General features: G+C 70.6%; 17 protein-coding genes and 1 pseudogene. 12 read left to right on the forward strand and 6 right to left on the reverse strand.

Translation table 11 applies throughout. The features are described from left to right. The first annotated feature begins 228 nt into the window (after positions 1-228). Entirely contained in the window at positions 229-693 is a 465-nt protein-coding gene (locus tag AB0436_RS13965; protein ID WP_366468080.1) for a hypothetical protein, read from the forward strand. Between the two features lie 228 nt (positions 694-921). Continuing rightward, a complete protein-coding gene (locus AB0436_RS13970; protein ID WP_366468081.1) occupies positions 922-3,558 on the forward strand; it encodes an FG-GAP-like repeat-containing protein in 2,637 nt (878 codons plus the stop codon). Between the two features lie 35 nt (positions 3,559-3,593). On the opposite strand, the gene AB0436_RS13975 is transcribed toward AB0436_RS13970, so the two are convergent. Beyond that, complete coding sequence (locus tag AB0436_RS13975; RefSeq protein WP_366468082.1) at positions 3,594-5,978, reverse strand: transglycosylase domain-containing protein; 2,385 nt, start codon at positions 5,976-5,978, stop codon at positions 3,594-3,596. Between the two features lie 245 nt (positions 5,979-6,223). On the opposite strand from AB0436_RS13975, the gene AB0436_RS13980 reads away from it, so the two are divergent. The 6 genes from AB0436_RS13980 to AB0436_RS14005 all read left to right on the forward strand — a co-directional run bounded on the left by AB0436_RS13980 (position 6,224) and on the right by AB0436_RS14005 (position 11,623). Next, positions 6,224-7,024, forward strand: a complete 801-nt coding sequence (locus AB0436_RS13980) for an ABC-2 family transporter protein (protein WP_366468083.1) — start codon at positions 6,224-6,226, stop codon at positions 7,022-7,024. Continuing rightward, positions 6,930-7,820 (forward strand): ABC transporter permease, encoded by an 891-nt coding sequence (locus AB0436_RS13985; RefSeq protein WP_366468084.1) that lies wholly within the window; start codon positions 6,930-6,932, stop codon positions 7,818-7,820. The genes AB0436_RS13980 and AB0436_RS13985 overlap by 95 nt, the downstream gene beginning before the upstream one ends. Before the next feature lie 148 nt (positions 7,821-7,968). Then, a complete protein-coding gene (locus AB0436_RS13990) occupies positions 7,969-8,733 on the forward strand; it encodes an SDR family NAD(P)-dependent oxidoreductase (RefSeq protein ID WP_366468085.1) in 765 nt (254 codons plus the stop codon). Between the two features lie 38 nt (positions 8,734-8,771). After that, positions 8,772-9,917: a galactonate dehydratase gene (dgoD, locus tag AB0436_RS13995; protein WP_366468086.1), complete on the forward strand. Its 1,146-nt coding sequence runs from the start codon at positions 8,772-8,774 to the stop codon at positions 9,915-9,917. Positions 9,918-9,996: 79 nt separating this feature from the next. Next, positions 9,997-10,962, forward strand: coding sequence for an ATP-binding cassette domain-containing protein (locus AB0436_RS14000; RefSeq protein ID WP_366468087.1), 966 nt, complete (start codon positions 9,997-9,999; stop codon positions 10,960-10,962). A gap of 10 nt (positions 10,963-10,972) precedes the next feature. Next, positions 10,973-11,623 carry a DUF1707 domain-containing protein gene (locus AB0436_RS14005; protein ID WP_366468088.1) on the forward strand — a complete coding sequence of 217 codons (651 nt, stop codon included), beginning with the start codon at positions 10,973-10,975 and terminating at the stop codon, positions 11,621-11,623. A gap of 50 nt (positions 11,624-11,673) precedes the next feature. Here AB0436_RS14005 and AB0436_RS14010 read toward each other — a convergent pair whose 3' ends face one another. Further along, a complete protein-coding gene (locus tag AB0436_RS14010) occupies positions 11,674-12,909 on the reverse strand; it encodes an SGNH/GDSL hydrolase family protein (protein WP_366468089.1) in 1,236 nt (411 codons plus the stop codon). Positions 12,910-13,019: 110 nt separating this feature from the next. On the opposite strand from AB0436_RS14010, the gene AB0436_RS14015 reads away from it, so the two are divergent. Then, positions 13,020-14,342 (forward strand): DUF445 domain-containing protein, encoded by a 1,323-nt coding sequence (locus tag AB0436_RS14015; RefSeq protein WP_366468090.1) that lies wholly within the window; start codon positions 13,020-13,022, stop codon positions 14,340-14,342. Here AB0436_RS14015 and AB0436_RS14020 read toward each other — a convergent pair. Together AB0436_RS14020 and AB0436_RS14025 are read right to left on the reverse strand one after the other, a co-directional pair. After that, positions 14,339-14,680 (reverse strand): DUF2087 domain-containing protein, encoded by a 342-nt coding sequence (locus AB0436_RS14020; protein WP_366468091.1) that lies wholly within the window; start codon positions 14,678-14,680, stop codon positions 14,339-14,341. The genes AB0436_RS14015 and AB0436_RS14020 overlap by 4 nt on opposite strands. A 58-nt stretch (positions 14,681-14,738) precedes the next feature. After that, on the reverse strand, positions 14,739-15,056 hold the full coding sequence (locus AB0436_RS14025) for a hypothetical protein (RefSeq protein ID WP_366468092.1): 318 nt from the start codon (positions 15,054-15,056) through the stop codon (positions 14,739-14,741). Between the two features lie 104 nt (positions 15,057-15,160). Between AB0436_RS14025 and AB0436_RS14030 the strand changes: the two genes are divergently transcribed. Next, entirely contained in the window at positions 15,161-15,778 is a 618-nt protein-coding gene (locus AB0436_RS14030) for a hypothetical protein (RefSeq protein WP_366468093.1), read from the forward strand. A gap of 388 nt (positions 15,779-16,166) precedes the next feature. After that, entirely contained in the window at positions 16,167-17,648 is a 1,482-nt protein-coding gene (locus AB0436_RS14035; RefSeq protein ID WP_366468094.1) for an amino acid permease, read from the forward strand. A gap of 50 nt (positions 17,649-17,698) precedes the next feature. On the opposite strand, the pseudogene AB0436_RS14040 reads toward AB0436_RS14035, so the two are convergent. Beyond that, positions 17,699-17,965, reverse strand: a pseudogene (locus tag AB0436_RS14040) (hypothetical protein); the annotation flags it as partial. A 27-nt stretch (positions 17,966-17,992) separates the two neighbouring features. On the opposite strand from AB0436_RS14040, the gene AB0436_RS14045 reads away from it, so the two are divergent. Next, positions 17,993-18,985 (forward strand): alpha/beta hydrolase, encoded by a 993-nt coding sequence (locus tag AB0436_RS14045; protein ID WP_366468095.1) that lies wholly within the window; start codon positions 17,993-17,995, stop codon positions 18,983-18,985. On the opposite strand, the gene AB0436_RS14050 is transcribed toward AB0436_RS14045, so the two are convergent. Continuing rightward, complete coding sequence (locus tag AB0436_RS14050) at positions 18,982-19,713, reverse strand: SDR family oxidoreductase (RefSeq protein ID WP_366468096.1); 732 nt, start codon at positions 19,711-19,713, stop codon at positions 18,982-18,984. The genes AB0436_RS14045 and AB0436_RS14050 overlap by 4 nt on opposite strands. Positions 19,714-19,723: the final 10 nt, after the last annotated feature.

Genomic DNA, 19,723 nt, shown 5'->3' on the forward strand with positions numbered 1-19,723 from the left:
GGCGTCAAGTGATCACGCATTACCCGCAGGTGGGGCCAAACCGGATGTCTGGTGTCCGAAATTTCCACCTGCTGGCCGCTGCTGCGAGTCATCGTGTATAAACGCCGCGTCCAGCATCGGGAGGATTTCTTTTGCGAGGGGAAAACGGTGGGTGCAGGGACCGGCAAATCGGCCGATAGCGGAGCGGAATCCGAAGAAAAGGGTGCACCTTATTCGACGGAAACCGGCGTGGGCGGGACCGGCCGGGGCGCCGTGACCACCCGGCACCCCCGTCGCGGCATACTCGTTACGGCCGCGTCGCTGATCGTCTGTGCCGGACTCGTGTACGGCGTTCTGACGCACGGGGACGAGGCGCCGAAGCGGAAGGCCGTACCGAGCGCCGGGGTGACCTACGAGGTCGAGGGCACCGGCATGGTCGACATCACCTACCGTGCGCTCGACGCCTCCGGGAACGCCGACAGGGCGGCCGTCGTCAAGGCTGCCCGGCTGCCGTGGAAGAAGTCCGTCACGGTGCCGCTCGGACACGACCCGGTCATCCGCATCGCGCTCCACGAGAAGGGCGGCACGGCCCGCTGCGCGCTCGCCGTACGGGGCCGGCACGTGCAGTCCGCCACCGCCAGCGGTGCGTACGGGCGGGCCGTCTGCCAGGGATCGCTTCCGGCGGGCACGAAGCGGACCGATTCGGGCGAGTGACCGGCGTCATAGCGGCGGTGAGTGACGTTTGGCGTTGGCTGAGCGCTGAAAGGACCGGACCGCTCTCACGGAGAGCGGCGGTTACGTGAACACATCTGAGGGGTGGGGCAAGTGAGCCCGCGTACACCGCGTAGGGCGCGCGCTTCGCGTGCGAGACGCGCATCGCAAACATCACACGCATACCGGCCGCTGAGTCTGCGGCGCCGCGCGTGGATCACCGTCGCCGCCGTGGTGCTGGGAGGGGCCGGAGCGGCGACATACGCCATGGCGGGTCCTGCGGACGGCCCGCAGTACACCGCGCAGCCGCGCAAGCCGGCGGTACACAGCCTGAAACTCGAAAGCGAGGGCGCGCGCCGTAAGGGTCTGGACCAGAAGAGCACCGGCCGCTTCAGCGCGGTTCTGCTGACCTGGAACAACCCGAAGGCCGTACTGGACGGTACCGCCGAAGTGCGCTATCGCGGGCTCGAGTCGGGTGCCTGGTCCGGGTGGCAGAAGCTGCCGGACGACCCGTTCTCGGCGGACGGCGCGGAGGGTGCGCGGGCCGGGCAGCGTGGCGGCACCGCATCGTTGTGGACCGATGACGCGAACGGCGTCCAGGTGCGGGTGGTCGGCAAGGACGGTTCGTCGGCCGATGCGCTGCCGGCCGGCATGGACGTGAAGCTGCTCGACCCGGGCACCGACCCCAAGGGTTCGCCGCACGGCCCGGATGCGGCGAAGGGCATGCGGCCCGCCGCTTTCGCCGAGGACGCCACACCCACGCCCACAGCAACGGACGCGCCCACGGTCACGGACACGCCCACGGCACCGGCGGCCACCGGGACAGCGACGGACCCGGCTGCCACCGATCCGGCTGCCACCGACCCGGCGCCGACCGGCTCCGCGTCGCCGACGCCCGAGCCCTCGGAGACGGTGCCCGCGTCCCGGCCTTCGACGGTCGTGAAGCCGCCGATCATCACCCAGGCGCAGTGGGGTGCCTCCACGGACTACGACGGCACTCCGTCGTACGGCACCGAGATCAAGGCCGCCGTCATCCACCACACCGGGGTCGACTCGGACAACACCGTCTCCTGCGCCGACTCCCGTGCCCGGATGCGCACCATCCAGCAGGAGCACTTCTCGCGCGGTTACTACGACATCGGCTACAACTTCGTGGTCGACCGCTGCGGCCAGATCTTCGAGGGCCGCAGCGGCGGCATGGACCTGCCGGTGGTGGGCGCCCACGACATCGGCTTCAACACCAACACGGTCGGCATCTCGTACATCGGCAACTTCGAGAGCGCCCAGCCGACGAAGGCCGGGCTCGACGCCATCGCCCGCGTGGTGGCCTGGAAGTTCGGGATGTACGGCATCGATCCGACCGGCAAGGTGACGCTGGAGTCCGGCAGCCCCAAGGGGCAGGACGGCAACCTCGTCGACCAGGGCCAGTCGATCACCTTGCCGCGGGTCTTCGGACACCGTGACACCAACGCGACGCTCTGCCCCGGCAAGAACCTCTACCCGAAGCTGCCGACGATCGCGAAACTGGCCGCGCTGCCGGGCGTCTCGCACGCCCTGCCCACCACCGACTACAACGGCGACGGGCTGACCGACCTGGTCACCGGTACGCCGAAGACGTCGAGCGGGTCCGGTTCGCTGACCGTGGTGCCCGGCGGCGCCAACACCCCGGCCACCGCCGCGAAGCGGATTCTCACCCAGTCGAGCAGTGGTGTCCCCGGCGGTTCCGAGGCCGGGGACGGCTTCGGTGCGGCCACCGCCTGGGGTGACGTCAACGGCGACGGCGTCGCGGACCTGGCGATCGGTGTTCCCGGCGAGGACGACACCTCGGGCCACGCCGACGGGGGCGCGGTCACCGTCATGTACGGCCCGGCCCTCACCTCCGGTGTTTCCTGGGGCACCACGGGCATCACGCGGACCGGCGCGCAGCTCGGCTCCGCCGTGACGGTCGGCGACTTCGACGCGGACGGCAAGGCGGACGTCTTCGCCGCGGGCATCGGCTCCGGCGGCAGCTGGAACGTCCACCTCTCCAAGGGCGCCGTCCAGTACGGAATGCTCACCACCTCCACCGGGAAGCTCGCCTACGAGGACGCCACGACCGGCGACTTCAACCGGGACGGCTACCAGGACGTGGCGCTCAACTACCGCGACGCGTCCGGCATCGGCCGGGTCGTCTGGTTCAAGGGCACCGGTTCCGGCCTGGTCAAGGTGGCGACGCTCGCCGTGAAGGGCGGCCGGTCCATCGCGGCCGGCGACGTCAACGGCAACGGCTACGACGACATCGTCATCGGCCAGCCCTACACCGCCGAGTCCGGCGCCCACTCGGGCGGCCAGGTCACCATGGTGCCGGGCTCCGCGACCGGGCTCACCACCACCGGCGCGAAGACCATCCACCAGGACACCTCGGGCGTGCCGGGCGCCGCGGAGGCAGGAGACGCCATGGGGGCCTCGGTGGCCGTCGGCGACTACAACCTGGACGGGTACGCGGACGTCCTCGCCGGCCTGCCCGGGGAGGACATCACCAGGGACGGAGCGAGCCGCAAGGACGCGGGCGCGGCGGTGCTGCTGAACGGTTCATCGGCGGGTCTCACCGGCAGCGGCGCCAGCGGCTTCACCCAGGACACCTCCGGAATGCCGGGGGCGAGCGAGTCCGGTGACCACGACGGGTCGGCGGTGCTGCTGGGTGACATCTCGGGATACGGCCGTGCGGACCTCGCCATCAGCGCGGAGGGCGAGAACGCGGGCGACGGGGTGGTCGCCTACCTCAGCAGCGGGAGCAGCGGCATCTCCGTGTCCGGCGCCGTACTGATGGGGCGCGGCACCCTGGGCGCCCCGGCCGGGGCGCACCTGGGGCAGACCCTGACACCGTAGGCCGCACAGGGACCGGGGAGGGCGGGGACGGGCGGCTAACGCCCGTTCCCGCCTTCGTCGTTCCCCCGGAAACCGTCGCCGTCGTTTCCTCCGGCGCCGTTTCCCCAGCCGTCGTATCGTCCGCCGTCGATTCCTTCGCCGTCGCTTCCGTCGGCGCCGGGTTCCGGGCCGCCGCCGGTGAGCCCGCCGATGACACCGGGGTTGCCGCCGGCGGGGGATTCACCGGGCGTCGAGCGTGTTTCCTCGGGCCGGCTACCGGACGGGGTGGGCGCCGGGCCCGTCGACGGTTCCCCGGAGGAGGGCGACGACGACGAGGTGCCGGACGGCGAGGCTGACGCGGAGCCGGAGGGTGACTGGTCCTGCTTCGAGCCCGGCCGGACGTCCAGGTCGAAGGGGGTGGCCGGAGTGCCGTCGAGCGCGTCCGCGGTGTACTGGCCCCAGATCTGCGCGGGCGGGCCGCCGCCGTTGATCCGGGGCAGGCCGAGCGCTCCATAGAGCGGCTTCTGCACGGCGCTGGTCGGGTCCTGGCCCATCACCGCGACGACGGTGGCCAGGTCGGGGGTGTAGCCCGCGAACCAGGCCGCCTTGTCGTCCTCGGCGGTGCCGGTCTTGCCTGCGGCGGGGCGGCCCGCCGACCGGGCCGCGGTGGCGGTGCCGTGGTCGACGACGCCCCGCAGGATGGACGTGGTGGTGTCGGCGGCCTGCCTGCTGATGGTCTGCACGGTGTTCTTCTCGGGCAGCGGGAGATCCTGGCCGTTCTTGGTGACCTTCTCGACCAGGGTGTATGTGCCGTGCCGGCCGTGGCCCGCGAGCGACGCGTAGGCCTCGGTCATGTCCAGCAAGCTGGGGGTCGCGGGACCCAGCGCGATGGACGGGGTGGGGGTGAGGTCGGGGGTGGACTTCGGGATGCCGAGGTCGATGGCGGTCTGCTGGACCCTGGCCGGACCGACGTCCTCGGCCATCTGCGCGAAGACGGCGTTGACCGACTTGTCGGTGGCCTCGCTGACGGGGATGTCGCCGTACGACTTGCCGTCCTCGTTGCCCGGCGCGTATCCGGTGGGGCCGCCGGGGCCCTGCACCATCCGGTGGTCGGTGCCGTCGTAGGTGGTGTCAGGGGCGATCGGCCGGCCGTCCTGGGTGGTCGAGTCGTTCTCGAAGGCGGAGGCGAGGACGAACGGCTTGAAGGTGGAGCCGACCTGGAAGTCGCGGCGGGTGGCGTTGTTGACGAACTGCTTGGTGTAGTCGATCCCGCCGTACATCGCGACGACCTTGCCGGAAGCCGGGTCGACCGACACGCCGCCCACCCGGACGTTGCGGTCGGCGGCGCGGCTCTTGCTGAGGTGGCTGTTCACCTGGTCGTCGACGGCGTTGACCAGGGCGTCCTGCTTCGCGTGCTGCAGCGTGGTGATGATCCGGTAGCCGCCGGTGGCCAGGGTGTCCTCGTCGATGACCTTGTTGCTGGTGAGGTAGTCCTTGACCGCCTGGATGACATAACCGCGCTGTCCGGCGAGTCCGGAGGACGGCTTCGCCTTGCCGGGCACCGGGAACTTCAGGCCGGCCCGCGCGGTCTCGCTGATCCAGCCCTCCTTGACCATGCCGTCGAGTACGTAGTTCCAGCGGGCCCCGGCCCTGCCCTTGTTCTCCGGGTGCGCCGCGACGTCGTACGCGCTGGGGGCGTTGAGCAGCGAGGCGAGGTAAGCGCCCTGGGCGATGCTGAGGTCCTGGACGTTCTTGCCGTAGTAGGCCTGGGCCGCGGCCTGGATTCCGTAGGCGTTGCGGCCGAAGTAGCTGGTGTTGAGGTAGCCCTGGAGGATGTCGTCCTTGCTCTCCTCGCGGTCCAGCTTGATGGAGATGAAGAACTCCTTGACCTTGCGGCCGATGGTCTGTTGCTGGCCGAGGTAGTAGTTCTTGACGTACTGCTGGGTGATGGTCGAGCCGCCCTGCTTGCCCTTGCCGGTGACGGTGTTCCAGGCCGCGCGGATCATCGCCTGGGGGTCCACGGCGCTCTCCGAGTAGAAGTCGCGGTCCTCGGCGGCGAGTACGGCACGCCGCACGCCCAGCGGGATCTGGGAGAGCCGGACGTTCTCCCGGTTGACCGTGCCGTCGCGGGCGAACGCGGAGCCGTCGGAGTAGAGGTACACGTTGCTCTGTTTGGTGGCCGCGCTGTTGGCTGCGGGGATCTCGACCAGGTTGTAGCCGGCGAAGAAGCCGCCGATGATCAGCAGCAGCACGATCAGCACGCCGCCCAGGACCATCCGCCAGGTGGGCACGAGTCGGCGCCAGCCGGTGCGCCGGGGGCGCTTCCGCTTCCGCTTGCCCGGCGCCCCCTGTGTGCCTGCCTCGTCCGGTGACGGTGTGCCACTCGCGGTGGGGTCCCGGGGCGCCCAGCCGGGCTGCTGCTCGGGCTGCTCGTCGCTCACTGTGTCTCCAGCGTCCGGCTGCGGGTCATACGGGGGATGGGCGGTGTCGTATGGGCGATTCGCGTCGTACGTCCATAAAACACTGTCGCAGTGCCTGTCCCGGACCAAGCCGTTTATTCGGTCGCGGCGTGCGACCCCGTTGGACTAAGGTCGTGCGCTTTGGTGCCTGCGGGCCCCACGCCCGGAGAGGTCGCCGGGAATGGAGGGGCGCCGTGGCCGGGGGCGGGCGAGGGGAGGGAAATCGGGTGCGGTTGTACGCGGTCGTCGCCGCCGGGGGTTTCCGGCGCTTCGCGACCTACCGGATCGCCACGGTGGCCGGGGTGTTCACCAACACCGTGTTCGGTTTCATCATGGCTTACACCTACATCGCGCTCTGGCACGAGCGCCCGCACCTGGGAGGCTACGACCAGGCGCAGGCCCTCACCTACGTGTGGATGGGCCAGGCGCTGCTCACCACCATGGCACTGATGGGCGGCGGGTTCGAGGACGAGTTGATCGAGCGCATCCGAACGGGTGACATCGCGATCGATCTGTACCGTCCCGCCGACCTGCAACTCTGGTGGCTGGCCTGCGACTTGGGCCGGGCCGCCTTCCAGCTGCTGGGGCGCGGGGTGCTGCCGATGGCGCTGGGGGCGCTCGCTTTCCCTCTCGCGCTTCCGTCCGACCCGTTCGTATGGGCTGCGGCGCTGCTCTCCATCGTGCTGGGGATGGTCGTCAGCTTCGCGTTGCGCTACCTCGTGGCGCTGTCCGGCTTCTGGCTGCTCGACGGTGCGGGAGCGGCGCAGATCGCCTGGCTCGTCGGGACGTTCTTCTCCGGGATGCTGCTGCCGCTGAATCTCTTCCCCGGGGTGCTCGGCGAGGTCGCCCGCGCGCTGCCCTGGTCGTCGCTGCTCCAGGTGCCCGCCGACGTCGTGCTGGGCAAACGCACCGGCTGGGGTCTCCTGAACGCCTATGCCTTCCAGCTGGGCTGGGCCGCCGTCCTGCTCGCCGCCGGGCGGTTGCTGCAGTCCGCGGCGACCAGCAGGGTGGTGGTGCAGGGTGGTTGAGGGGATCCGTGCGTATCTGCTGATCGCCGGGATGTGGATCCGCTCGACGATGGCCTACCGGGCCTCGTTCCTGATGACGGCCTTCGGGAACTTCGCGGCGACCGGCTTCGACTTCGTGGCGATCCTGCTGATGTTCTCGCACGTCGACCGCCTCGGCGGCTACTCGCTCGGCGAGATCGCCTTCCTCTACGGCGCGGCCGCCACCTCCTTCGGCCTCGCCGACCTGATCATGGGCTCGATGGACCGACTGGGCCGCCGTATCCGCGACGGCACCCTCGACACCCTCCTGGTCCGTCCGGTTCCGGTGCTCGCACAGGTGGCCGCCGACCGCTTCGCGCTGCGCCGGCTCGGCCGGATCACGCAGGGACTGCTGGTGCTGATCTACGCGCTCACGGCCGTCGACATCGCCTGGACGCCGCTGAAGGTCGTGCTGGTCCCCGTGATGATCGTCAGCGGCGCGGCGATCTTCTCGGCGGTGTACGTTGCCGGTGCCGCCTTCCAGTTCTGGGCCCAGGACGCCTCGGAGGTCCAGAACGCGTTCACCTACGGCGGGGTGACGCTGCTGGAGTATCCGCCGACCGTCTTCGCGAAGGACCTGCTGCGCGGGGTGACATGCGTGATCCCGCTGGCCTTCGTCAACTGGCTGCCGGCGTTGTACGTGCTGGGGCGGCCGTATCCGCTGGATGTGCCGCGGTGGTCGGCGTTCCTTTCCCCGGGGGTGGCGATGGCGTGCGCGGCACTCGCCGGGATGGGCTGGCGGGCGGGGTTGCGGTCGTATCGCAGTACGGGGAGTTAGCGCGGGCGCACGCCGAGGAAACCGGTTGACCAGGTTTTCGGCGGGCGTTAGGTTGCCATGCTCTTGTCGCCGGGTGCCGCCCCGGCCGTGCCCGCCGGGCCGTGTCCGGGGGAGCGCACGACTCCACCACGAAACCGGGAGGAAGCCCATGACCGCTGCCGGACCGGCGCGTTTCGCCGGCCGCACGGCGCTGCTCACCGCGGCTGCCTCAGGCATCGGTGCGGCCACCGCGCGCCGCCTGGCCGCGGAGGGTGCCTCGGTCCTCGTCACCGACGTGGACGCCGAGGGTGCCCGCCGGGTGGCCGCGGAGATCCGCGCCGACGGAGGGGACGCGCGGGACCGCGAGCTGGACGTCACCGTGCCCGGCGAGTGGGCCGCCACGGTCGAAGCCGCTGAGTCCTGGACCGGACGCCTCGACGTGCTGCATCTCAACGCCGGCCGGAATCTGCCCGGCGCCGCCCACGAGCTGGACGACGCCTGCTGGCACGACCAGTTGCGGCTCTCGCTCGACTCGGTCTTCTACGGAGTACGGGCCGCCGTGCCCCGGCTGAGCGCCTCGCGGGGCGCGGTCGTGATCACCTCGTCCGTGCACGCGGCCATCGGCTTCAGCGGCTTCCCCGCGTATGCCGCCGCCAAGGGCGGTATCGGCGCCCTGGTGCGCCAGCTCGCCGTGGAGTACGGCGGACGGATCAGGTTCAACGCCGTACAGCCCGGAGCCGTCGTCACCGGGCTGTGGGCGCAGTCGACACCGCAGTACCGGGAGCAGACCATCGCCCGGACGCCGGCCGGCCGGCTCGGGGTCCCGGAGGACATCGCGGCCGCCGTGGCCTTCCTCGCCTCCGACGACGCTTCCTTCGTCACCGGGCAGAACCTGCTCGTGGACGGCGGCCGAAGCATCAGTGCGCACGAATAGCCCCGCCGAACCTCACATCAGGACCCGGAGGTCCACCGATGAAGATCACTGGATACGAGCTGTTCCTTGTCGAACCGCGCTGGCTGTTCCTGCGCGTGGACACCGACGAGGGGATATCGGGCTGGGGCGAGCCCATCGTCGAGGGCAAGGCGCACACCGTGGCCAAGGCCGTCGAGGAGATGTTCGACTACCTGACGGGGCAGGACCCCGCCCGGATCGAGGAACACTGGCAGCTGCTCGCCAAGGGCGGCTTCTACCGGGGCGGCCCGGTGCTCAGCAGCGCGCTGGCCGGGATCGACCAGGCGCTGTGGGACATCGCCGGCCGGACCCACGGCGTGCCGGTGCACCAGCTCCTCGGCGGACACGTGCGTGACCGGGTGCGCATCTACGGCTGGGTGGGCGGCGAAACCCTGCAGGAGCTGGCCGATTCGGCGGCCGAACAGGTGGCCAAGGGCATGACCGCGGTCAAGATGAATCCCTGCGGTCAGATCGAACCGCTCGCCACCCCCGCCGCCATCAACGCCATCGTGGACCGGGTGGCCGCGGTGCGCGAGGCCATCGGACCGGACCGGGACCTGGCGCTGGACTTCCACGGGCGCTTCAGCGGGGCGATGTCCCGGCGCGTGCTGCCGCTGCTGGAGCCGTTGCTGCCGATGTTCGCGGAGGAACCGGTGCTGCCGGAGTTCTCCCGCGACCTCGGCGAGGTGGTCCGGGCCACCTCGATCCCCATCGCCACCGGTGAACGGCTCTTCTCCCGCTGGGACTTCCGCGACGTACTGCCGGAGGGCATCGCCGTGGCCCAGCCGGACATCAGCCACGCCGGCGGCATCTCCGAGACCCGGCGCATCGCCGCCCTGGCCGAGACGTACGACGTGCTGGTCGCTCCGCACTGCCCGCTCGGGCCGATCGCACTGGCGGCCAGTCTCCAACTCGACTTCGCCGCACCCAACTTCCTCATCCAGGAGCAGTCGCTCGGCATCGGATACGGCGACAGCAGCGGCCTGCTCGGCTACCTGGTCGATTCCGTACCCTTCGCAGTCCGCGACGGCTACATCGACCGGCCGACCGGTCCCGGCCTCGGCATCACCGTCGACGAGGCCGCGGTTCGCGAGGCGGCGGCCCGTGGACACCACTGGCGCAACCCCGTATGGCGCAACGCCGACGGCTCACTCGCGCCCTGGTAGGCGCGGCCCCGGCGGAACGACAGGCGTACCGGACCCAGAAGCCCGGACCTCAGGAGCACAGACCGAGGAGTACACACCCATGACCGCCGACTTCATCACCCTCGACGCAGTCGAGAAGGTCTTCGACGTGCGCCGGAGAACCACCCGGCTACGGCGGGAAACGCATCAGGTCCGAGCCGTTGACACGCTGACCTTCCGCATCGCCCGAGGGGAGATGGTCGGCTACATCGGCCCGAACGGCGCCGGCAAGTCCACCACCATCAAGATGCTGACCGGCATCCTGACGCCCAGCGCCGGCCACCTGCGGGTGGCCGGTCTGGACCCGTCCCGCGAGCGCACCAGGCTCGCGCGCCGTATCGGGGTGGTCTTCGGCCAGCGGACCACCCTCTGGTGGGACCTGCCGCTGCGCGACTCCTACCGGCTGGCGCACCGGATGTACCGCATCCCGGACGCCCGCTTCCGGGAGAACCTGGACCGGTGCGTCGAACTGCTCGACCTGAAGGACCTGTTGGACGTACCGGTACGGCAACTCCCCCTCGGGCAGCGGATGCGCGGCGACATCGCGGCAGCCCTGCTGCACGATCCGGAGGTGCTCTATCTGGACGAGCCGACGATCGGGCTCGACGTCATCTCCAAGGTCAAGGTCCGTGCGTTCCTGCGGGACCTGAACGCCGAGCTCGGCACCACCGTCCTGCTCACCACGCACGACCTGACCGATATCGAGCAGCTCTGCGAGCGGGTGATGGTGATCGACCACGGCCGGCTGATGTACGACGGCGCGCCGGCCGCGCTGCACGAGGTGGGGGAGAGCGAGCGGATGCTGGTCGTGGACTTGGAGCAGGAACTTCCGCCGATCCGAACGCCGTTGGCCCGTACGGTGAAGGTGGAGGGCCCGCGTCAGTGGCTGGCCTTCCCGGCCTCCGCATCGGCCGCGCCGGTCGTCGCCGCGATAGCCGCCGACTACCCGCTGGTGGACCTCTCGGTCCGGGAGCCCGACATCGAGGCCGTCATCGCGAAGATGTACGCGGACCGTGGTCTTCAATAGGCTGTCGGGCATGACAAACGAACTCCCCGAGATGCGCGCATCCGATGCCGAGCGCGAGCGGATCGCCGAGTCGCTCCGTGAGGCCGTCGCCGAGGGGCGTCTCGACATGGCGGAGTTCGAGCACCGCCTCGACGCGGCGTACCAGGCCCGTACGCACGGTGAGCTGGAACCGCTGGTACGTGATCTGCCGGCCCCCGGCGGTGCTGCCGCCGTGGCCGAGCCGCAGCCGAAGAGCGGCTGGGCGGCCCGCATCGGCGGTCCCGCCACCTCCACCGGGGCGCTCGCGGTGTTCGGCGGCTTCCACCGCAGGGGCACCTGGACCGTCGCCCGCCGGTTCACCGCGTTCACCCTGTTCGGCGGCGGCGAACTCGATCTGCGCGAAGCCCGCTTCGAGGACCGGGAAGTGGCGATCCGGTGCTTCGCGCTGTTCGGCGGTATGGGCGTGATCGTGCCGCCCGACCTGCACTGCACTGTCAGTGGCTTCGGCCTCATGGGCGGCTTCGGCGACAAGGCGTCCGGCGAGGGCACACCGGGATCGCCCCGGGTCAAGGTCACCGGCTTCGCGCTGTTCGGCGGCATCGGGGTCGAACGGCGCATCACCAAGGCGGAGAAGCAGCGGCTGCGGGAGGAGAAGAAGTCCGGTCGCAAGGAACTCGGCTGACCCGCCGCTCCCCGGAACCGCCCCGGCGCCGCCGCACCGGCCCGCTGCCGTCAGGCCCGCGCCGGAGCGGACCTGCTCAGCGAGTCCAGGTCGATGGCCGCGGCCATCGCGCCGTACCCGGCGTCGCTCGGGTGCAGGTGATCCCCGGAGTCGTAGCGCGGCAGAAGGCGCTGCGGTGCGTACGGGTCGCGCAGCGCCTTGTCGAAGTCGACGACCGTGTCGAAGATCCCGCCCGCCCGGATCGTGGCGTTGACCTGTTCGCGTACCGCTTCGAGCTGCGGCGTGACGCCGGGGTGACCGCCGAAGGGCGTCAGCGTGGATCCGACCACGTGCAGCCCGCGGGCCCGCGCCCGCTGGGCCAGCTCCTGCAGGCCGTCGGTGATCTGCCGGGCGTCCAACTGGTGGGGCAGCCGCAGGATGTCGTTGACTCCGAGGTCGATGATCACGGTCCGTGCGCCGGACCGGCCGAGCACATCGCGGTCGAAGCGGGTCAGCCCGCTCTGGCCGATGCCCGGGAGCAGCACCCGGTTGCCGCTGATGCCCTCGTTCAGCACCCCGTACCGGCCGTCCAGCCGCTCGGCGAGTCCGTCGGTCCAACGGTGGTTGGCTCCGGTGGTGGAGGTGATGCCGTCGGTGATGGAGTCCCCGAGGGCGACGACCGCGCCGCTCGCCTGCCAGGTGTGCACGTCCAGGGCGGTGACGTAGCGCCAGTAGGGGCTCTCCACCGTGGCGCCGTTGGTGGTGACGTACGAGATCTGCCGCGCGTGCGGGTGATAGGTGACCGGGCCGCTCGGGCTGGGCGTGTAGAGCGAGACCGTCACATCGTGGTTGCCCGGGACCGGGATGCGGATCGCGTCGCTGATGGTCTGGCCGCCGGCCGGGATGGTGACGTAGCCGCGGCGGTCGAAGGTGACCGCGCGCAGCACGCCGTCGGCCGCGATGGACGCCTGGGTGATCTTCAGCGGGCGGGTGCCGAAGAGGTTGGAGAGGGTGATGCGGGCCATCGAGCCGCCGATGCTGGTGTGCACGACGTTACGGATGGTGCTGCCGGGAAGCCCGTTCGGCGTACCGGGTTCCGGGCCGACGGGGGCCGCCGCCCAGGTGCCGGTCCAGGTGCCGGACGCCGGAACGCCGGACGACACACCCGACGAAGAGCCGGTCGAACCGGACGATCCGGCGGTGACGGTGGTGGCCGGCGTCCTCACCATGGTGAAGATGCCTACCGAAATCAGCGTCACCACCGCCGCGAGAGCGGCGAGCAGGGCGTAACCACGGCGCCTGGTCATGAGCGGTCGTTCTCCTCGGGAACTCGACGTGCGTCCCAGGAGTAGCTCTGGCAGGGACAATACGTACGGGGATGGTGCAGGTGCGTGGACGGGCGGAGCAGGCGGAGCTGATGGAACGTACAGAGCGGGAAGCCGCGACGGAGAGCGTCACAGGTGTTGCCCCGCTGGGCTCCATCGCCTACAGCGCGGCCGACGAGGAGAAACGCCGGGGTGTCCGCCGCATGAAGGCGACGGCCACCGGGCTTCTCCTGATGGTCACTCTCATTTTCGTACTTGCCACTTGGGCGGGTCACACCGGGGCCGGTTCCTGGGCGGGATACGTCGCGGCGGCCGCGGAGGCGGGAATGGTCGGCGCGATGGCGGACTGGTTCGCCGTGACGGCACTCTTCCGCCGACCACTTGGCCTCCCCATTCCTCATACCGCGATCATCCCCAACAAGAAGGATCAGCTCGGAGCGTCACTTGGTTCCTTCGTCGGGGAAAATTTTCTGTCACAAGATGTTGTACGGGCTCGGCTGCGCGCCGTCGGCATCGGCCGCAGGCTGGGTGCCTGGCTGGCCGAACCGGAGCACGCCGACCGGGTGACCGCGGAACTGTCGACGGCGCTGCGCGGCGCGCTGACCGTGTTGCGCGACTCGGACGTCCAGGCGGTGGTCGGCGAGGCGATCACCCGGCGCGCGGAGGCCGCAGAGGTCGCGCCCGGGGCCGGAAAGATGCTGGAGAAGATCGTCGCGGACGGCGGCCACCGGCGGGTCGTGGATCTGATCTGCTCCCGCGCCCATGACTGGCTGATCCTGCACGGCGACTCGGTGATGGACGCCGTGCAGGGCGGAGCGCCCGGCTGGACCCCGCGGTTCGTGGACAAGCGGATCGGTGACCGGGTCTACAAGGAGCTGCTCCGGTTCGTCACGGAGATGCGCGACATGCCCGCCCATCCGGCGCGCGGCGCGCTGGACCGCTTCCTGGTGGACTTCGCGTCCGATCTGCAGTCGGACACCGAGACCCGGGCGCGGGTGGAGCGGCTGAAGTCGGACCTGGTCGGCCGCTCCGAGGTGCAGGACGTGATCGCTTCCGCCTGGTCATCGGTACGCGCCATGATCATCTCGGCGGCCGAGGACGAGCAGAGCGAACTGCGGCTGCGGGCGCGTGCCTCGCTGCTGTCCCTGGGCGCGCGGCTGACCACCGACGAGCGGCTCCAGCGCAAGCTCGAGGGCTGGGTGGAGGACGCGGCGGCGTACCTGGTCACGACCTACCGCGGTGAGATCACCTCGCTGATCTCGGACACCGTGGCCGGCTGGGACGGCGAGCAGACCTCACGCAAGATCGAGGCACACATCGGCCGTGACCTGCAATTCATCCGGATCAACGGCACGGTGGTCGGGGCGCTGGTCGGTCTGGTGATCTACGCCGTATCGCAGGCGGCGGGCGGCTAGTACGCCGGCCGGCCCGCCCGGCGGTAGCTGCTGCCGTCCCGGGGCCGCACCAGCAGCCCCGCATCGACCAGGTAGCGGCGGAGCGCCGAGCAGTCCTCGTGCACGGTGAGCAGCGCCTCGTTGACCTCGCGCTCGCTGTACGTCCGGTCCGGCTCGAACAGCGTCTCGGTGAGGTGCGCGAGCAACTGCTCACGGCGCGCCGTCTTCCGCGGGATCGTCGTCAGCCGCCCGCGTGAGAACAGCGCGGCCACCCCGTGCGCGTCCTCGGACCTGCCGGGGGCGCCGGAGGTGCTCGATGCGGCGGACGTGCTGGACCCGTGGGCAGCCGTGTCGGACATGGCCCGAAGCCTGCCAGCCGCTCCGCCGCCCGGGCAACGCTTTTTCGGCTGACCCCGGCTACGCGCTGTGCCCGCCCGGCCCGCCCCGGGTCACCACCGTCGCCGCGACGGCCACCGCGGCCGCCACCGAGAACACCGCCGGCCAGGCGCCGATCTTCTTCGCAAGCGGGTGGGACCCGCCGAAGGCGGCCAGATACACACCGGTGAGGGCCGCCGCCTTCCCGGTACCGGCCTGCTGCTGCCACCGCCGGGCGGCGACAGCGCCGGCGGCGGCGAGCGCGACCCCGCCGAGGGGGCGCTTCTTGGTCCAGCGGGCGACGGCGTAACCACCGACGAGACCGGTGGCTGCTACGGCTGCTGCGGAGATGTTTGCCATAGGTCCGAGGCTAATGCGCAGCACCCCTCATCGGGCCGCCGGGTCCGCGGTGACGCACTCGTGTTCTGATGAGGTACGCAGTCCGTGCGGGGGAGGGCCACAGCATGACGGCGATCAGGATCAGCGGGCGGCGAGGGCTGGTCGGGCAGACGGTGCGGGACATGGCGGCGGCGCTGGGGAGACGGCCGTGCGGGGGGCCGGGGGAGACGGTCATCGGTCACTCGTCGGCGCTGCGTACCAGCGTGTTCCTGGTGGTCGGTGGGGAGCTGTGCGTCGAGGCGCTGATGGACGTGTCGATGATTCCGCCCGCCTGGCGACCGTTTCACCTGGTGTGGCTGGCGCTGATGATCGACCTGTGCGTCGCCTTCTCCGCCGTCACCCGGCGCCATCCGCACCGGCTGACCGCCCGCACCCTGCGGATCAGAGCCGGGCTCTACGACGAGCTCCTGCTGCCGCTGTCCCGGGTGGCCGCGGTCCGCCGTGAGTTCGTGTCGGCGAAGGGCCGTGGCGTACGGCCGGTGCCGGGCAGGAGCGGCTCGGTGCTGTGCACGGTGGCCGGGACGGCCGAGATCACTCTGGAACTGGACGAGCCGGTCGAGCTGCGGCTCGCGGACGGATCGTCGCTGACCGCCGAGCGGCTGCATCTGTCGGCCGACCACCCGGCCACCGCGCACCGTGAGCTGTTCCGGGCGGTGCGGGCGCCGCGGGCGGACGAGACCTGAGCCATCGGCCAGGTCGCCGGCTCGCTCAACCACACCGGCTACGGGGCGGCTGCCGGCGCGGAAGGCCGGGCGCGGTCCGTGGGGGCGGCCCGGACCGCCAACGCGCTATACCCTCCGGGAGCCGCCCCCGCAACTGAGCATTTGTACAACCAGCAGGTCAGGGCATGGTGCATATGTCTATGGTGTCGGGGAAGCCGCACTCCTAACTTCTGCTAGACCCGATGACGAATCGCCAGGCCACCCCCTGGCGAAACATGTCCGCCAGGCGTCGTCGCCCCGGCCGCCTGGCGGCAGGTCCTTACGCACAACGCCGTCCCCGCGATGCCCCCGGCACGCGGGCCGGCCCGACAGACCGATGCTCCCCAATCCCTCGGCTTAAGGACTGTGCATGAGCGCGCGACCGACGAGCACCCCCATAGCTTCGCCGCCCCCGGAAACCGACAAGGTCTCCGCTGAGTCCGGTCTGCAGGCCGGACTCAAGAACCGCCACCTGTCGATGATCGCGATCGGTGGTGTCATCGGCGCCGGCCTGTTCGTCGGCTCCGGCTCCGGCATCGCCGCGGCCGGCCCCGGCATCCTGCTGTCCTACGCCCTGGTCGGTGCGATGGTCGTCCTCGTGATGCGCATGCTGGGCGAGATGGCCGCGGCCAACCCGTCGTCCGGTTCTTTCTCCGCTTACGCCGACCGGGCCATCGGCCGCTGGGCGGGTTTCTCCATCGGCTGGCTTTACTGGTTCTTCTGGGTGGTCGTGCTGGCCGTCGAGGCCACCGCGGGCGCCAAGATCCTCGAAGGCTGGGTGCCGGCGGTTCCGCAGTGGGGGTGGGCGCTCATCGTGATGATCGTCCTCACCGTCAGTAACCTGGCCTCGGTCAGCTCCTACGGCGAGTTCGAGTTCTGGTTCGCAGGCATCAAGGTGGTCGCGATCGCCGTGTTCATCCTGCTCGGCGCCCTGGCGATCTTCGGCGTGCTCCCCGGCACCTCGCACGCGGCGAGCGGACTGGGCAATCTCACCGGGCACGGCGGCTTCCTGCCCAACGGGCCGGGGGCGATTCTCACCGGCGTGCTGCTGGTCGTCTTCTCGTTCATGGGCAGCGAGATCGTCACCCTCGCCGCCGCCGAGTCCGAGGACCCGCGGCGCGCGGTCGCCAAGGCCACCAACAGCGTGATCTGGCGGATCGCCGTCTTCTACCTGGGCTCGATCTTCGTCGTGGTGTCCCTCCTCAAGTGGGACGACCCGGCGATCCTCAAGAGCGGTTCCTACGTTGCCGCTCTGGACGCGATGGGTATCCCGCATGCCGGCCAGGTCATGGACGTGGTCGTGCTGACGGCCGTGCTGTCCTGCCTGAACTCCGGTCTCTACACGGCCTCCCGGATGGCCTTCTCGCTCGGCCGACGCGGTGACGCCCCCCGGGCCTTCGCGCGGACCAGCGGCCGGGGCGTCCCGCAGACCGCCATCCTGGCGTCGGTCGCCTTCGGTTTCGTCGCCGTCGGCTTCAACTACCTGTGGCCGGACACCGTCTTCCTGTTCCTGCTGAACTCCTCGGGCGCGATCGCGCTGTTCGTGTGGCTGGTGATCTGCTTCAGCCAGCTGCGGATGCGGGGGATCATCCTCCGCGAGAACCCGGAGCGCCTGGTGGTGCGGATGTGGCTCTTCCCGTACCTGACCTGGGCGACCATCGGCGTCATCTCGTTCGTGCTCGTCTACATGCTCACCGACCCCGCCGGACGCAAGCAGGTCATCCTCTCGGTGCTGGCCGCCGTGCTGGTGGTGGCCGTCGCGCTGATCCGCGACCGGGTGAGCGGCGGCGGCAGCGGATCGGACGACGCCGTCACCCCGTCCGAACGGGCGGACGCGGTTACCCCGTCATAGCCCGCGGGGATGATGTCCGCGTGGCTACTGTGATGCGCGATCTCACGGAAGACCTGGAGCACTACGCGTCGCACGCTCCAGGTGACCGGCTCCGGCGGTGACCAGGGGTACTGCGGAAGGGTGAGCCGGCGGTTGAGGTCGGGCTCCTGGCGTACGGTGCGGCCGAAGGCCGCGGCGACGGCCCGGAAACCGTCGAGCCTCGGGGAGCTACCCGCCCCCGGCCGCCGCACGGCAGGCCTTCGCGGTTTGTCGAAACGGCAACAGGACTCGCGTCGGGCGCGCCGCTGCCCGCATGATCGACCTCTGCCCTCGTGCACAGCAGTTACGAGAACACCGGAGGCCTCATGTCACGGCACGCCCTGGACGTCACTCACCGGTCGGTCCCCTCGCCCGCCGGCCGTATCCACCTGGTGGAACAGGGCACCGGGCCCCTGGTGTTGCTGGTGCACGGTTTCCCGGAGTCCTGGTACTCCTGGCGCCACCAGTTGCCGGCGCTGTCGGCGGCCGGGTACCGCGCGGTAGCCGTCGACGTACGCGGTTACGGCCGCTCCTCCAAGCCCGCGGACCCGGCGGCCTACCGGATGCTCGACCTGGTGGAGGACAACGTCGCCGTCGTGCACGCGCTCGGCGAGCAGTCCGCGGCGATCGTCGGCCACGACTGGGGCTCGCCCATCGCCGCCAACTCCGCGCTGCTCAGGCCGGACGTGTTCCGGGCGGTTGGCCTGCTGAGCGTGCCGTACACCCCGCGCGGCGGCCCGCGACCCACCGACGTCTTCACGCGGGTGGGCGGGGACGACGAGTTCTACGTCTCGTACTTCCAGCAGCCCGGCCGGGCCGAAGCCGAGGTCGAGCCCGACGTCCGCGGCTGGCTCGCGGGCATCTACGCCGCGCTTCCCGCCGACACCATGCCCGCCCCCGACGCCCCGAACCCGCACTTCGTGGGCCGCGGCGGGAAGTTGCGGGACCGCTTCCCGGCCGGTCGGCTGCCCGGCTGGCTGAGCGAGGAGGACCTCGACGTGTACGCCGCGGAGTTCGAGCGGACCGGCATCACGGGACCGCTCAACCGCTACCGGAACATGGACCGGGACTGGGAGGACCTGGCCGACTTCGACGGCGCCCCCGTCACCCAGCCGTCCCTCTTCGTCGGCGGCGCCCTGGACGCCTCCACCACCTGGCTGACCGACGCGATCAAGGCGTACCCCACCACGCTGCCCGGCCTGGTCTCCTCGCACCTCCTCGACGACTGCGGCCACTGGATCCAGCAGGAACGGCCGGCCGAGATCAACCGGCTGCTGACCGAGTGGCTCGGGGGACTGCCGGTGGGCAGCGAGGGTTAAGCCTGCGCGGTGGGACGAACGACGATGTCCCCCACGTCGACACCGTCCGGCTGCTCGATGGCGAAGGCGATCGTGCGGGCCACCGCCTCCGGCGGGATGGCGATGTCCTTCATATCGGCGAGCCGGGCCTTCACCGCCGGATCCATGTGGTCTGCGAAGTCCGTACGGACGAAGCCCGGGGAGACGACTGTCACGCGCAGACTGTCGCCGGCCTCCTGGCGCAGCCCCTCGGAGATGGTGCGCACGGCGTTCTTCGTGCCGGCGTACACCGACTGCAGCGGCACGATGCGCAGTCCAGCGGTGGACACCGTGTTGACGAAATGCCCGAAGCCCTGCTCCCGGAAAACCGGCAGGGCCGCGGCGATCCCGTACAACACCCCTTTGAGGTTGACGTCGATCATCTCCTCCCAGTCCTCGACGCGCAGGTCGTCCAGGGGGGAGATCAAACCGACTCCGGCGTTGCTCACGAGGACGTCGAGCTTGCCGTACCGCTCGCGTGCCAGCTCGACGAGACCGGACAGGTCCGCGCGCCGCGTCACATCCGTACGAGCCCAGGCGGCTTCACCGCCGGCTCGTTCGATGCGGGCGGCCAGAGCCGCAAGACGGTCCGGTCGCCGCGCCCCGAGGACGACCTTCGCGCCGCGCTCGGCGAGCAGGACCGCGACCGCCTCTCCGATGCCACTGCTGGCACCTGTGATCGCGACGACCTTGCCTTGGATTCCGGACATAACCGAGAGT

The organism is Streptomyces sp. NPDC051322 (assembly GCF_040689485.1).
Classification (GTDB): Bacteria; Actinomycetota; Actinomycetes; order Streptomycetales; family Streptomycetaceae; genus Streptomyces.

Bases quoted from the DNA above. Each gene is read 5' to 3' on its own strand.
- AB0436_RS14015 (WP_366468090.1), top strand. From the start codon at position 13,020: ATGGAACGTACAGAGCGGGAAGCCGCGACGGAGAGCGTCACAGGTGTT.
- AB0436_RS14045 (WP_366468095.1), top strand. From the start codon at position 17,993: ATGTCACGGCACGCCCTGGACGTCACTCACCGGTCGGTCCCCTCGCCC.
- AB0436_RS13990 (WP_366468085.1), top strand. From the start codon at position 7,969: ATGACCGCTGCCGGACCGGCGCGTTTCGCCGGCCGCACGGCGCTGCTC.
- AB0436_RS14010 (WP_366468089.1), bottom strand. From the start codon at position 12,909: ATGACCAGGCGCCGTGGTTACGCCCTGCTCGCCGCTCTCGCGGCGGTG.
- AB0436_RS14035 (WP_366468094.1), top strand. From the start codon at position 16,167: ATGAGCGCGCGACCGACGAGCACCCCCATAGCTTCGCCGCCCCCGGAA.
- AB0436_RS14000 (WP_366468087.1), top strand. From the start codon at position 9,997: ATGACCGCCGACTTCATCACCCTCGACGCAGTCGAGAAGGTCTTCGAC.
- dgoD (WP_366468086.1), top strand. From the start codon at position 8,772: ATGAAGATCACTGGATACGAGCTGTTCCTTGTCGAACCGCGCTGGCTG.
- AB0436_RS14030 (WP_366468093.1), top strand. From the start codon at position 15,161: ATGACGGCGATCAGGATCAGCGGGCGGCGAGGGCTGGTCGGGCAGACG.
- AB0436_RS14050 (WP_366468096.1), bottom strand. From the start codon at position 19,713: ATGTCCGGAATCCAAGGCAAGGTCGTCGCGATCACAGGTGCCAGCAGT.
- AB0436_RS13985 (WP_366468084.1), top strand. From the start codon at position 6,930: ATGCCTTCCAGCTGGGCTGGGCCGCCGTCCTGCTCGCCGCCGGGCGGT.
- AB0436_RS14005 (WP_366468088.1), top strand. From the start codon at position 10,973: ATGACAAACGAACTCCCCGAGATGCGCGCATCCGATGCCGAGCGCGAG.
- AB0436_RS14020 (WP_366468091.1), bottom strand. From the start codon at position 14,680: ATGTCCGACACGGCTGCCCACGGGTCCAGCACGTCCGCCGCATCGAGC.
- AB0436_RS14025 (WP_366468092.1), bottom strand. From the start codon at position 15,056: ATGGCAAACATCTCCGCAGCAGCCGTAGCAGCCACCGGTCTCGTCGGT.